Origin of the sequence: Pseudoalteromonas sp. BSi20429, assembly GCF_000238895.1 — a bacterium.
Lineage (GTDB): Bacteria > Pseudomonadota > Gammaproteobacteria > Enterobacterales > Alteromonadaceae > Pseudoalteromonas > Pseudoalteromonas arctica.
Window position 1 is genome coordinate 1 of record NZ_BADV01000041.1, and the last position, 14,677, is coordinate 14,677.

11 protein-coding genes and 2 tRNA genes are annotated in these 14,677 nt (G+C 37.6%); 8 read left to right on the plus strand and 5 right to left on the minus strand.

Annotated elements, in window-relative coordinates; genetic code table 11:
• Positions 1–8 precede the first annotated feature (8 nt).
• Both P20429_RS10735 and P20429_RS10730 read right to left on the minus strand, forming a co-directional pair.
• Positions 9–84, minus strand: a tRNA-Thr gene (locus tag P20429_RS10735).
• A gap of 71 nt (positions 85–155) precedes the next feature.
• Positions 156–231: transfer RNA gene (locus tag P20429_RS10730), tRNA-Phe, on the minus strand.
• A 340-nt stretch (positions 232–571) separates the two neighbouring features.
• On the opposite strand from P20429_RS10730, the gene P20429_RS10725 reads away from it, so the two are divergent.
• Positions 572–3,349: an ATP-binding protein gene (locus P20429_RS10725; RefSeq protein ID WP_007582951.1), complete on the plus strand. Its 2,778-nt coding sequence runs from the start codon at positions 572–574 to the stop codon at positions 3,347–3,349.
• A gap of 52 nt (positions 3,350–3,401) precedes the next feature.
• Here P20429_RS10725 and P20429_RS10720 read toward each other — a convergent pair whose 3' ends face one another.
• Together P20429_RS10720 and mutY are read right to left on the minus strand one after the other, a co-directional pair.
• The gene (locus P20429_RS10720; RefSeq protein WP_007582954.1) at positions 3,402–3,674 is read right to left on the minus strand and encodes an oxidative damage protection protein; all 273 of its coding nucleotides are present in this window, start codon (positions 3,672–3,674) and stop codon (positions 3,402–3,404) included.
• A gap of 35 nt (positions 3,675–3,709) precedes the next feature.
• Entirely contained in the window at positions 3,710–4,771 is a 1,062-nt protein-coding gene (mutY, locus tag P20429_RS10715) for an A/G-specific adenine glycosylase (protein WP_007582955.1), read from the minus strand.
• A gap of 161 nt (positions 4,772–4,932) precedes the next feature.
• On the opposite strand from mutY, the gene trmB reads away from it, so the two are divergent.
• From trmB to arcA, 4 genes are all read left to right on the plus strand, one after another.
• Positions 4,933–5,658: a tRNA (guanosine(46)-N7)-methyltransferase TrmB gene (trmB, locus tag P20429_RS10710; RefSeq protein ID WP_007582957.1), complete on the plus strand. Its 726-nt coding sequence runs from the start codon at positions 4,933–4,935 to the stop codon at positions 5,656–5,658.
• Positions 5,659–5,724: 66 nt separating this feature from the next.
• Entirely contained in the window at positions 5,725–6,750 is a 1,026-nt protein-coding gene (locus P20429_RS10705; RefSeq protein ID WP_007582960.1) for a methyltransferase, read from the plus strand.
• Between the two features lie 151 nt (positions 6,751–6,901).
• Positions 6,902–8,506, plus strand: a complete 1,605-nt coding sequence (locus P20429_RS10700; protein ID WP_007582962.1) for a sensor histidine kinase — start codon at positions 6,902–6,904, stop codon at positions 8,504–8,506.
• 491 nt (positions 8,507–8,997) lie between these two features.
• Positions 8,998–9,714 (plus strand): two-component system response regulator ArcA, encoded by a 717-nt coding sequence (gene arcA / locus P20429_RS10695; protein WP_002962549.1) that lies wholly within the window; start codon positions 8,998–9,000, stop codon positions 9,712–9,714.
• A gap of 16 nt (positions 9,715–9,730) precedes the next feature.
• Here arcA and arcB read toward each other — a convergent pair whose 3' ends face one another.
• A complete protein-coding gene (gene arcB, locus P20429_RS10690; RefSeq protein ID WP_007582964.1) occupies positions 9,731–12,049 on the minus strand; it encodes an aerobic respiration two-component sensor histidine kinase ArcB in 2,319 nt (772 codons plus the stop codon).
• Positions 12,050–12,281: 232 nt separating this feature from the next.
• On the opposite strand from arcB, the gene folE2 reads away from it, so the two are divergent.
• From folE2 to mtnN, 3 genes are all read left to right on the plus strand, one after another.
• Positions 12,282–13,202, plus strand: coding sequence for a GTP cyclohydrolase FolE2 (gene folE2 / locus P20429_RS10685; protein ID WP_007582966.1), 921 nt, complete (start codon positions 12,282–12,284; stop codon positions 13,200–13,202).
• Positions 13,203–13,318: 116 nt separating this feature from the next.
• On the plus strand, positions 13,319–13,915 hold the full coding sequence (locus P20429_RS10680; protein ID WP_007582968.1) for a DUF2726 domain-containing protein: 597 nt from the start codon (positions 13,319–13,321) through the stop codon (positions 13,913–13,915).
• A 122-nt stretch (positions 13,916–14,037) separates the two neighbouring features.
• Positions 14,038–14,677 (plus strand): 5'-methylthioadenosine/S-adenosylhomocysteine nucleosidase (mtnN, locus tag P20429_RS19435; protein WP_033026711.1); only part of this gene is annotated, 640 nt, incomplete at its 3' end.

Genomic DNA, 14,677 nt, shown 5'->3' on the forward strand with positions numbered 1-14,677 from the left:
TTTATAAATGGTGCCGACTAACCGAGTCGAACGGTTGACCTACTGATTACAAGTCAGTTGCTCTACCAGCTGAGCTAAGTCGGCACACAAAACTGTGTGCTAAGGCACGCGTAATAATGTTTAAACTGTTGATTAAACACCACTACTTTAATAAATGGTGCCTCGACCCGGAATCGAACCAGGGACACGAGGATTTTCAATCCTCTGCTCTACCAACTGAGCTATCGAGGCACTTAAACAGTGCTAATTAAAAATCTTAAGGGATTTTTAATGCAATTCCCACTCATCTCTAGCGACTGAGCTATCTGGGCGTGCGGCGTATTAAACGAGTTTTGCCCTTACAAGTCAACTTTTTTTTCTTCTTTATAACTGTTTGAACGGTTTTCAGACAACTCAGTACATTTTTTATTAATAACGTTCATTTTTACCACAAATCGGGCTATAACTATAAATAAATATAACTAAATCAGACTAAAACCGTAGTGAATTATTTTTTGTAAATGTTACGATTAGCTTAGATACGTACGATAGGGACTTATCGTAGTAAAAACACATCAATTGGAAACAATCAATGCAGAGTAAATTCTCATCGCCAGTAAAAGGCTTACTGCCACTTTTTTTAATCATTAATATTGCTGTAACAGCGCTCGCTATTGTTGCCCACTCATTTTATACACAAACTGAAGTTAAGACAGCCCAACCAGTATCATCTATTAATATTGTAACGCTTGCCGATAGATTAGACTTACCTATGGTTGATGCATTAACTATGTATGGTCAAGGTAAAGTAAAACAGTTACTTGATTTAACCTCCTTATTAGACGGTGACTTTGAATATACTCTATATCGCTTCAATGCTACATCAGATACTCAGTTGGTATATAGCAGCAGTAAACCAGCCATCGCTTCTGTTAAAACTGAAAAGCACTTAAAAGAAGAAGGTATTCTGCATCACCTACTATTGTTAAACGATCAACCCATTGGCGAGCTTATTATTAAGCAAAACATACCAGCCACGCCTTTAAGCGCTCAAGACTCTCAAGTTATCGCTTACATCATCGCGATAGCGAGTGTTGCTGCATTATTTATACTTACTTTAATGTTTAATATGTACATTAATACGCGCTTACGTAAAAGTACTGACACTCTTACTCAAGAGTTACAGGCAATCACTGAAGATGCTAATTATAATAGTAATGTTGATGAGCAACTTGATATTGGTTTAGGTGTAGTAGCAAAAAACATCAACTTATTGCTACAAAAAGTACAAACTGCAATGAGCGAGAATGACTCTGCACAAAAAGAGCTTTATAAATTACAAAATGGCCTAGAAGCCGAAGTGCAAAATCGTACCTTAGCGCTTGAGCAAGCCACATTAAAAGCAGAGCGAGCAAGCGAAACTAAAACAACATTCTTAGCAACGATGAGTCACGAAATAAGAACACCGATGAATGGTGTTATAGGTACTATTGATTTACTGCGCCAGACCGAACTTGATGGCGCTCAGCATCGTTTAAGTACGATTATTCGTGAATCAGCATTTTCGTTATTGAGCATTTTGGATGATATTTTAGATTTTTCTAAAATTGAGGCTGGAAAGCTAAATATTGACCCGATCCCATTTTCGGTAACCGATACTATTGAAGAAGTTGCTCGTGTGCTCTCATCAGTTGCTAAAAAACGTGAGCTTGATTTAGAGCTAGCAATAGCACCAGATATTCCTATAAATCTTACCGGTGATAGCGTACGTGTACGTCAGGTTCTTTATAACCTATGTAGCAACGCAATTAAATTTACGAGCACTGATGAAAAAACCCAAGGGCATGTAAAAATATCAGTAGAGGTGGTACATAATACGACTGATCACTTTACCTTACGCTTTTGCGTAACTGATAACGGTAAAGGCATGTCGCAGGCACAACTACGCGAAATATTTAATCCGTTTATTCAAGCCGAAAATTCGATTACCCGAGAATATGGAGGGACAGGTTTAGGTCTTTCTATTTGTAAAAGCTTAACTGAGCTTATGCTAGGGACTATTCATGTAACTAGCCATACAGGAATTGGTAGTGAGTTTACTGTTGAACTGCCGTTTAGCACATCGGGTAGAATTAAGTACGCACACAAAGGTGCATTAAATGGTAAGCAAATTGTTGTAGTTAGTAATCACCTAGAACGTGAAAAAACAATGTACCGTTATTTATCGTTTATGGGCGCTAAAATAGTTTATGCACACACAGAAGAAGAAATTGAAGAGCATCAACATTCGCAAGATATTATTTGGGTGGCTGATGGCATAGACAATATGGATAAAACAAACGCGCTGCTAAGACGCTTATTTTATTCATTAGAGGATTATAACCAACAAGTTGTTGTACTAAGTAAGCTTGATGAAGCGGCTATAAATCATAATAATATTTTTTATATTAATGCCTCTCCTTTATGTAAGTCTAACTTTATGCTGTCTATTTTAGTCGCTGCAGGTTTGCATACACCTAAACAAATTAAAAAAACCAAAACACTTAATAACTATTTAAATGTTGAGCAAGCTCGTAAATCAAACAAATTGGTTTTACTTGTTGAAGATAACCTTCTAAACCAACAAGTGCTGACCGATCAATTACACATACTAGGTTTTGGCGTTGAGATAGCAAACAACGGTGAAGAAGGTTTAGATATGTGGAGAAAAGGTGATTACTCACTTATTTTAACCGACTTACACATGCCTAAAATGTCGGGTTACGATATGGTCGAAAAAATCCGTAACGAAGCAGAGCTATTAGAATCAATTGATGCACAGCCTTACATTATTGCTGTAACAGCAAACGCACTTAAAGGCGAAAAAGAGCGTTGCTTAGCCGTAGGTATAAACGACTTCATTACCAAACCTATAGAGCTAAACGCGTTAGAGGACACTTTAAAACGCTGGAGCGATAAGCAAAGCCAAAACCCAAATGTAGTTATCCATCAAACCATGGCGCTACCTATTGATATGGAAGCAGTTGCTAAATATGTAAATGGTGACGAAGCTAAACAGTTACGCTTTTTCAAAATGTATTTAGAACAAAGCCAAGGGCTAATTAAGGGGATTAATTCAGGCGTTATGGTTAACGATTTAGATGAGATTATTGAAGGGTGTCATCAATTAAAATCGATCTCTAAAACAATTGGTGCCCTAACGGTGGCTGAACTTTCAAGTGCATTTGAAGATAAATGTAAAAAAGGTGAACTCACTACCGATGAATTAATAGACTTAAGAGATAAGTTAGAAATTGAATACTCTAAGGCAGCTCAATTTTTAAAAGAACAAATTAAAATCTCTGAGCAAGAAGATGAGTTAAGTGATTAAATAATCGCACACAAAAAAAGGGCTATTTAGCCCTTTTTTTATGTTCAAAATATTATTTTTCAGGCGGTCGATAACCTTCAATTTCCACATCTTTGTTTTCAAACAAAAAGCCAACCATTTGCTCTTCTAAAAATGTGCGGTGCTCTGGGTCCATCATATTTAAATGCTTTTCGTTAATAAGCATTGTTTGCTTATGCTGCCACTGACCCCACGCTTCTTTAGAGATGTTATTAAAAATCTTTTCACCAACTTCACCAGGGTATAACTGAAAGCCAAGCCCTTCGGCTTCTTTTTGTAACTTTTGACAAAATACTGTACGTGCCATGATTGATTCTCTCTAACGCTAAATATGGGGCTATTCTATACTATTGCTGTAATTTGTTTAACCAACTTTTTAGTTGGCGCTGCTAGGCCAACCTCTATTGATTGATCAAGCGGATACCATACTAATTGTTTGTCATTTACTACATCAGGAATGTTCTTAACATTGAGCACATGCGGATTAATCTTCAGCTCAAAATGTGAAAACACATGAATAAACGCTTCAAGCTCTACTAAGTTGGCTTCTAATCCTTGCTGAGCTAAAAATATTTGAAGCTCCTCGTACTCATTAAATTCAAAAAAGCCAAATAGTCCTCCCCAAATACCGCTGTTAGGGCGTTTTTCCATAAGCACTTTATCGCCGCACTGAATAATTAACTGATGACAACTCTTCTTCGGCACTGCTTTTTTAGGTTTAGAATGTGGAAACTCTTTTACTTTACCTGCATTAAAAGCACCACAACCTGAATTTAATGGGCAAGCCTCACAATCAAAACGACTGCGTGAGCAAACACTCGCACCTAAATCCATCATAGCTTGATTAAATTCGGTGACATTATTTTTAGGTGTTAATTGCTCTGATAAATGCCAAAGCTGGTTTTCGACTTTTTTAACACCGTACCAACCTTCTATCATAAAGTAGCGCGCTAAGACTCGCTTAACATTCCCATCTAAAATTGGATGATGCTGCCCAAGCGACAATGATAAAACAGCCCCGGCAGTAGAGCGTCCTATTCCCGGTAAATCCATTACTTCATCAAGCGTTTGCGGAAATTCGCCTTGGTACTTGTCACGTACTATTTTAGCTGTTTTATGTAAGTTACGCGCACGAGCGTAATACCCTAAGCCGGTCCAGTGATGCAGTACTAAATCTTCATCAGCATCGGCTAAAGCAATAATATCTGGAAAGCTTTGCATAAATTTTTCAAAATATGGGATAACAGTAATAACTTGAGTTTGCTGCAGCATCACCTCAGACACCCATACTTTATAAGGTGTTTTACCCAACTGCCACGGGAGTGTTTTACGCCCATGAAGGTGATACCAATCAACGACTTGATTAGAAAACAAATTAGACTGTTCTTTATTTAAATCCAACATATTGTACTTTTACTGATGCTCAATGGCGGCTCAGTCTATTGTAGTTAATAAAAAGATCAAGCTATAGGGCGTGTAAAACCAGCTAATACTTGTGATTGCGGGCTCGGTCAGGGATAATATGCAACCATTTTTAAACACATTGTTTTTGTCAGGCCAATAATATGAGTGAATCAAGCAACACTAACCTTGAGCAAGCTAAGCAAGAAGGTAAATACATCCGCACCATTCGCAGTTTTGTAAAACGCGAAGGTCGATTAACCAAAGGCCAAGCCGCTGCAATCGAAAAATGCTGGCCAACAATGGGCCTAGAGCATAAAAACGGTATGCTTGATTTAAGCGAAGTTTTTGGCAACAACAACGATGTAGTAGTAGAAATTGGTTTTGGTATGGGTAAATCGCTTGTCGAAATGGCAACAAATGCCCCTCACCTAAACTTTATTGGTATTGAAGTACACCGCCCAGGCGTTGGTGCTTGTTTAATGGATGCCGATGAAGCAGGCATTACTAACTTACGTATTTTTGAACACGATGCAGTTGAAGTACTTGCAGACTGTATACCTAATGAAAGCTTAACAACACTACAGTTGTTTTTCCCTGATCCTTGGCATAAAAAGCGTCATCATAAACGCCGTATCGTACAAACTGAGTTTGTTGAAAAACTAAGAGCCCAACTGAAAATGGGTGGCGTTTTTCATATGGCAACAGATTGGGAAAACTATGCAGAGCATATGCTCGAAGTAATGAATGTAGCTCCTGGTTTTAAAAACCAATCAGAAACAAACGATTATGTTCCACGTCCAGATTTGCGCCCGCTTACTAAGTTTGAGCAGCGCGGACATCGCCTAGGTCATGGCGTGTGGGATTTAATGTTTGAACGTACTGAGTAATTTGTAACTTTAAGCACTCACTTTTATTTTTGATAAAACTAAACATACTGTAAGGCAAAGCCATTTATGAGCGTACTAACCAACCCAAGTTTACTGTTACTTCGTAATAGCGAGGCACTAACGGGCAAATCTATCTTGGTGGTCAACTTTGTTCAAGATGGCTTTTTAACAGAGCTTAAAAAACTTAACCCGCAAAGCAAGGTAACTGCATTTAGCTACAACCATGCTAACGGTGAGTTTGCTAAAAACACCAAAGACGTTGAGATTTGTGTAAATCACACAATACCTGGTAACGGCTACGATTTAGTTATTCTTTACTATCCTAAATCAAAACCTGAGTTATTAATGGCGCTTGATAATATTCGATCTGCTATTACTGACGATGCCGAACTATTGGTGGTAGGTGAAAACAAAAGTGGTGTTAAATCAATTGAAAAGCAATTAGCTGGTAAAGCTGAGTTTAGTAACAAAATTGATTCAGCTAAGCACTGCGTTCTTTACTCATTTGCTGAGATTACCCAGCATCCTGACTTTGATATTACGACCTACCATAAAAAGTTTATTGTTAATGTTGCCGACACCGAGTTTACAGCTATTAGTGTCCCAGGGGTGTTTAATCACGGCAGTTTAGATATGGGAACGAAAGTTCTACTCGAAAACGCACCGAAAATTAAGCAAGGTAGGGTTCTCGACTTTGGCTGTGGCGCAGGTTTAATAGCAACCTTTTTAGGGCTGCATAATCCAGCACTTGAGTTTGTGTGTAGTGATGTAAGTGCACTGGCAACTTACGCAACACAGCAAACTCTAAAGCTTAACAGCATCAAAGGCGAAGCGATATTAAGTGACGGCCTTAAAAGCATTACCGGTAAGTTTGATTTAATTATTAGCAATCCACCTTTTCATACAGGTATTGCAACCGACTACACAGTAGCAGAAACATTTTTAGCAAATGCAAAACAGCATTTAACTAAAGTAGGAAAGCTGAATATTGTTGCTAACAGCTTTTTAAAATACCCGCCTATTTTAGAAACGCAATTTGAAAGCTACCAAACGGTATTTAAAAATAACAAGTTTGCCGTATATAGCAGCTAGTATTATTTTTAAAAATGCTTGAGTGCAAACGCGCTCAAGCTAACCTTCGCATAAATATAAGAATTAATTTAGCTTTTTTCCTTCATTTTCTCCCGTCTTTGCTAAACTAAAACTCTAAATAATCAAAATTAATTCAGGCGATAACGAAATAATGCCTAAAAAAGTTCATCAAAGTAGCATTCGCAAAGCACTCATAAATTTAATTATGCTTATTACAGCTATTTGCTTGTCGCTATCTATTTCGATATCTACTTATTTAAGCGTAAAAGAGCAAAAGCAATTAATCATTAATAAACTCGTCATACTTTCTGAAATTGTAGCTTTTGATGCTGGTAAATCAGTAGTTGAAGATGATAGAAAAACAGAAGAAAAACGCCTCAAGTCATTTGAAAATATCCCCCTTGTAAAAAACATACATATTTATTCAATAGAAAAAGCATCTCAAAAACCTGTTTTTTTTATTAGCTTTAATGCAAAAAAAACACCTCCAGTACCACTAAGAATAGACAGTGTTGATGAGCTAAAAACGCCACGAATTACGAGCGATCATATTGAACTAACCCGCCCTATTTACGATAACGAAAAGTTGGTCGGTTATGTATACATGCGAGGGAGCCTCGAAAGTTTAGAGACTTATATTGAGAGAAAAATATTAATAGACGTGCTATTAACTCTATTAATTTTAATCGTTGTTTACTTTATTGCAATAAAAGTTCAACGACGTATAGCCAAGCCAATAGAGCAGTTAAGCATGCTATTGCAGGATGTATCTAAAAATCATAACTATGATGCACGCGCGCCAATAACCGATGTAAAAGAAATAACCGCTCTTTCAAATAGTTTAAATATCATGCTTACACGCACCAAAAAGCAACTTGAGCGCCACGAAAAAGATAAACAAGAAATAAAACAACTAAACCAGAGCCTTGAAGAAAAAGTAAACCAGCGAACAATCGCTCTCAGAGAAGCAAATCAAGAGCTTTTATCAACCCTTGAGCGAATGCATCAGTACCAAACGCAAATTGTTGAAAACGAAAAAATGGCATCGCTTGGGCAAATGGTTGCTGGGGTTGCCCATGAAGTGAATACACCAATAGGGCTAGGTATTACAGGCTCTACATTACTTCGAGATAAACTGGCAGATATACAGCAAAGCTTTGACGATAAAAAACTTACCTCAAGCCATCTAAAACGCTTTATAGATGAAGGTATTGAAAACTTAGACTTAATTTATCGTAATCTAAATCGTGCCGCAGACCTGATATCTAACTTTAAAAAAGTGGCCGTTATTCAAGACGACGGTGTTAATACCTATATTAATGTACATAAATTAATAAGTGATGTTTTAACATCGATTCAATCTGAACTACTGCCTAAAAAGCCTGTCGTTATTATTAACTGTCCGACCGACTTGGCTATTCATAGTAAGTCTGAACCTCTGCAACAAGTGTTTCAGCAGTTGCTTATGAACTCTGTGATTCATGGATTTATAGGTAAAGAAAATAATGAAATTCGCTTTGACGTAGAACTAGTAGGGAAAAAATTAACAATAGTTTATTCTGACAACGGTCAAGGCGTTGATAAAAACATTAAAAATAGAATTTTTGACCCGTTTGTAACTTCAAAGCGCGGACAAGGCGCAAGCGGCTTAGGCATGCACTTGGTCTACAACCTAGTAACACAAGCACTTGGCGGAAGAGTTATGTTTGATCTTGAAGAAAAACACGGTGCTCGCTTTATAATTACTATTCCTTAAATAAAGATCACTAAAAAGTGCATATATTTAAAATTTATCCTTGAATTAGCATTTAATGACCTCATTAATGAGGCATGTGATAAGCGCGTAACATTATTTAATTGCATTAAATAAATATTACCAAGCGATTTATGAACTTTTTTATCTTTGCTGTATCACATACATTGATGAAAGGTTAGAAAGTGATATAGTTTTGCTTTGAATTAGTCTGATTATTTTAAGTACCTTGTTTGATTGAATGATGTATCAATTATTAAAGGAAAATGGCTTCGACTTTATGATTCAAATAGCTACATCCACGTATATATCAATTAAACAGTAGTTTTTGCACTGCCCTTTTTAGTAGACTTTGGACACCCTACTGTTTTATTTTTATCCAATTTGTTTTTTCCTTGTTAACAAATGGGTATAATCCTATAATCTCTAGTAATCGGTTATAAATTCGTCACCGGTTTTTTTATAAATAAAATATTCCAAAAGGTTAATTAATAATGCAAACGCCAGTCATTCTAATCGTAGAAGATGAAGACGTAACTCGACTGAACCTAGTTAGTTTATTTGAAGCTGAAGGGTACAAAGTTATTGAAGCCATTGATGGCGATGATATGCATGACAAGCTTACAAATAACGATGACGTTAATCTTGTAGTTATGGATATCAACCTTCCTGGTAAAAACGGTCTTATTTTAGCCCGTGAATTACGCCAAAAGCGTAAAGTAGGTCTTATATTCCTAACGGGTCGTGACAACGATGTTGACCGTATTTTAGGTCTTGAAATTGGCGCAGATGACTACGTTACTAAGCCATTCAACCCGCGTGAATTAACTATTAGAGCTCGCAACCTTATTACTCGTACTGCTTTAGGCGGTGAAGAGTCAGCACTAGAAACAAATGGTGTTATTACGTTTAACGGTTGGGAACTTGATGAAAATAGCCGCTGTCTTACTTCTCCAAATGGCGACGCTAAACGTTTACCAAAAGGTGAGTACAGAGCACTTCGTTTAATGCTTGATTCTCCAGGTCGTATTTTTAGTCGTGAGCAATTAATCAAGCACATGACAGGCCGTGAGCTTCGCGCAAATGACCGTACTGTTGATGTTACTATTCGTCGCATTCGTAAGCATTTTGAAAGTGATAACTCAACGTCAGAGTTAATCAGCACCATCCATGGTGAAGGTTACCGTTTCATTGGTAAAATTGACGCTTAATTAGAGCTAATTAGTTTTACTCTAATTGCTGTAAAAATAAATGAAGGGCTTTTTGTCCTTCATTTATTTTATCTGCTAAAACATCTAACCACTGCTTTAACACTTCATCAGATTCATCAATCGCACCATGCTCCATTATTTTGGCATGAAGCTGCACATCATTTAAACCTACCGAGCCAGCCGCACCTTTAAGTTTATGCGCTACTGATTCATACTCTTCTCTATCACCGGTATTTAATGAGGTAAGTAATTCTTGCTGATATTGTGGACTTAGCTTTTCAAATAACTGACTACTGCGTCTAAATACAACTAAGCCCATCGAATTTACAAAGTCTTCTATTGTTTCAATATCTAATAAGTGTGCATCAATGCCCTCTAGCGCTTCTTCACTTACTTTTAGCTGTGGCTCTGTGCATTCACTTTGCTTAATGCCAAATAAGTCAGCCAGCATTTTATCAAGCTTAACTGTGTTAATTGGTTTAGCCAACGCACCTTGTATTGATATACCTTCAAGCTCTTTTTCAGCACTGCGTACATTGGCAGTTAAAGCAACAATGGGTAATTTATCAAAGTGGCTATCTGAGCGTATTTGCTTAGCAACCACGTCACCGTTTATATCTGGCAATTGCATATCAAGTAGTACTAAATCTAAGTCATCTTCGGTTTCGACAAACGAGAGTGCATCTTCACCGGTTTCAGCCCATAACACTTCATGGCCGCGTTGCTCTAATAGATTTGTAGCAATTTCGGCATTAAGAGGCACATCTTCTACTAGTAGAATATACAAACCACGGCCAACATAACTTTGCTCTGTTGGTGCAACACATAAACTAAGCGGTATTTGCACTGTAAAACAACTTCCTTCGCCTTCAGTACTATTTACCGTAATTATCCCTTTCATTGCACTTACAAGTGCCTTGGTTACAGCTAAACCAATACCTGAACCTATTGCGTTAGTGCCTTTTAAATCCGGCGCTTTGTAATACATATCAAATATATGGGCAAGCTGCTCTGGTGGAATACCTTGACCGGTATCTAGTACCTTAATAACTAACCATGGGCCTTCTACGCGATTTTCTCTGCTGCATTCGAGTGTTACTTTGCCTTGCTGAGTAAACTTAACGGCGTTGTTAATTAAGTTCCAAACAACTTGGCGTAATCGAGTCGGATCGAGCTGCGCGTAAACATCAAGTATGCCATTGCGCTTAATATCAAACTCAAGCTCTTTTTGCTCTGCTATTAAGCCTGCAAAATTAACTACATCGTTTATAAAGTCTGACACATTAATAGAATTGGTTGCTATATCGAGCTGATCTCTATCTATTTTATCTAAATCTATAATATCGTTAAAAATATTACCGAGTGTTTCAGCACTCGAAAAGATAGTATTGCCCCAACTACGCTGCTGCTTATTAAGCTCTGTGTCTAATAACATACGCGTTAAACCAACAATGCCATTTAAAGGAGTACGTAATTCATGGCTCAGCGTAGCAATAAATTTACCTTTGTCTTTATAGGCAGTTTCGAGTGCCTGTGCTGCTTCTTTACGGCTAGTGATATCACGACCAAAGCCCAGTAAACCAATGTAGTCACCGTCATCATTTATAAAAGGTAATTTACGCAGCTCAAACCAACGTGTTTCACCATTTACTTCATAGCCTACATCTATAGTTAGTGCTTTATGGCTTTGCTCTACTTCTTTATCGGTTGCCAAAACTTCAGCTAAAAAATGACTCGGGAATATCTGCTCAACCGTTTTTCCTATTAACTCACTACTTGATTTTCCCATTACCTCTTCAAACATTTTATTACAGCCGGCAAATACACCGTTGTTATCGCGGTAATAAAATAGATCGGGAGATGAATCAACGATTGAGCGTTGCAACATACTTTGTTGGGCAAGTTCTTGTTGTGTTTTTTTACGCTCAGCAATTTCTCGGCGCAGCTCTTCAATAGCGCGATGCTTGGCATGAAATGCCATTTTACGCTCATCAATTTCAATATTTAAACGACTAATGTTGTCTTTTAAGGTTTGGTTTAAGAGTTTTTCCTGTTTGGTTGCGCTATCTAAATAAGCATACGAGGCATCTAATTGACGAATTGAATTAAGTAATACACTTATAATTAAAGGAGAAACTACAGCCGTAAAAAATACCACAGCCAAAATATCAACAAGGTGTAATTCGCCTATCGCAACATAATAAAACATGCTCGATAAAATAAGAGATACAGTTAAAAATAAAGTGTAACAAATAGCTGCGGTTTTAAATTCACCAAATCGCGTTATTGAGCTGGAAAGTACCCGAGCCCAAGGGCTCAAAGAATAATCGGTCATACGTAATTTTATCTCTTAGCTGTGTGCTTAAATATAAAGAAGGCAATGCGCATGTATAAACATACCATTTTCCCAGATTTTAGCATTTTTCTCCTACCACTACCCATGTTGTGCGATAAAAACAGAATTTTTCATGTTTGATTTTGCTCATCTCTTAAACTCATCATTTCAGCAATAAATTATTTAGTGTAAAATGCCCCGCTTTATTATCTCCAAAATACGAGTAGCGCACATGCAAACCAATATGCCAGATATAGCAGACACTGCACCCGCCTTACAAACAGGTAAATTAGACTGGGTTGGCATGGGCGAAATCGAACTGCCATTTATTTTTGAGTCACGAGACTTATCTCCAGTTACAGTAAATGCCAAAGCTCGTGCATTTGTAAATTTGCATAAAGAAGATGCCAAAGGCATTCATATGTCACGTCTATTTTTAGCACTTGACCTGCTTTCAACTGAGCAGCAAGTCAATCCGCAAACAATAGCGCAAGCACTCGATACTTTTATAACTAGCCACGAAGGGCTGAGCGATAAAGCACAAATTGAATTTAAATTTGAATTACCGCTACGCCGTAAATCACTATTAAGTGGTAAAGCGGGCTGGAAAAGCTACCCAGTTGTACTTACCAGTACAATTGAAAATAACATTATTAGCTACGAGCTAACTGTAGATGTTACCTATTCTTCAACGTGCCCTTGCTCTGCAGCACTTGCGCGCCAGCTTATACAAAACGCGTTTAACGAAAAGTTTAACCAAGAAATCTTAAGCCAAAAAGATGTGCACGAATGGCTAGGCACTACACAAGGCATAGTCGCTACACCTCACTCGCAGCGCTCTATTGCCAACGTAAAAGTAAAGCTTGATAGCAATATTCAAGAATTTGACGTAGTGACTCTAATAAACACCCTCGAAGCTGAACTTAAAACGCCTGTACAAGCGGCAGTAAAACGCGAAGACGAGCAAGAATTTGCCCGTTTAAATGGTCAAAATCTTATGTTTTGTGAAGATGCAGCGCGTAAAATTAAAGCGTTGTTGGAAACAGATAATTACAGCGATTACTGGCTGCAAATAAATCATTATGAATCACTCCATGCACACGATGCTGTAGCTATTGCGGTTAAAGGTATTGAAGGTGGATACAAAGCTTAATAGCTACATCGTTTTAGCTTTTATAAACAGTTGGTAATTATTTTATAACTCATACTTTTTAGGCACGTAAATTGCTTTATTTGAGCAGTGTCAATTTGTTGTTATGGAGTTACCGTATGGAATTCGCTTTATTATTAATTCTAGTATTAGTTGTCGGGGCTTCTGTTGTTGCGTCAAAATTTAATGACGATGGCGGAAACCCGTATCCTTTTACCCGCAAGCAAACTGTTTTTACGCAGGTTGAAGGCGCTTTTCTAAATCTTCTCGAGCGTGCTGTAGGCGATCAATATAAAATTGTTAGTCGCGTTAAGCTAATTGACGTTATTGACTGTAAGCAAGGTCTTTCTATTAAATCTAAACGTGCTGCTTTAGCTAAAGCTAAAAATAAGCAACTCGACTTTGTATTAATCGATAAAGAAAAACTAACTATTGTTGCGGCCGTTGACCTAGTTAACAATGCCAATAAAGATGGCCACAAAGCTCAACGCGACTGGTTTGTAAACGGTGCACTAGAGTCTGCGGGCATTCCACATATTCGTATGAAAGTTAAATCGGGCTACCGTCCTTCTGAAGTACGCGATGCAATTATGTTTAAACTTGGTAAGCCTGCAGCAACACAAACGCAGCGCCCTGTTCGTAATCGCTCACATAAGCCAGCAGTACTTTCACCTTCTCAAGCCAAAGCACAAACAACTGCTTTAGCTGAAATTTAAAAACCAAATTAAATACTCTCCTAAAAAGTATTTAAAGCGAGCTCATAAACAAGCTCGCTTTTTTGTTTTTTATTGCTAACTTCACGTATAATCAAGTGATTCAAACTCAGGAATTAAACATTATGAATGTTGGTATTATTGGCGCAATGGAGCCAGAAGTTAAAATTTTACGTGAAGCGATGCAAAACCCACATATTTTAACTAAAGCAGGTTTCACTTTTTATACTGGTGAATTGGCTGGTAACACAGTAACACTTGTTCAATCTGGTATTGGTAAAGTAGCATCAACAATTGCAACTACCTTACTGATTGATAACTTCAAACCTGATTGCGTAATTAACACAGGCTCTGCCGGTGGATTCGATCCTTCTCTAAGTGTTGGCGACGTAGTAATTTCGTCAGAAGTACGTCATCACGATGTAGATGTTACTGCTTTTGGCTACGAAATTGGCCAAGTACCACAAATGCCAGCAGGCTTTGCAGCTCACCCTAAATTAGTTGAAGCAGCACAACAAACAATCGAACAAATCAGTGATGTTAAAACACTTGTTGGCTTAATTTGTACTGGTGACACATTTATGTGTGACCCTGTGCGTATCGATAAAGCACGCAGTGATTTTCCTACAATGCTTGCCGTTGAAATGGAAGGCGCTTCAATTGCACAAACGTGTTTTACGCTTAACACACCATTTGTTGTAATTCGCTCAATGTCTGATATAGCAGGTAAAGAGTCACCACAATCATTTGAAGAATACCTAGAAA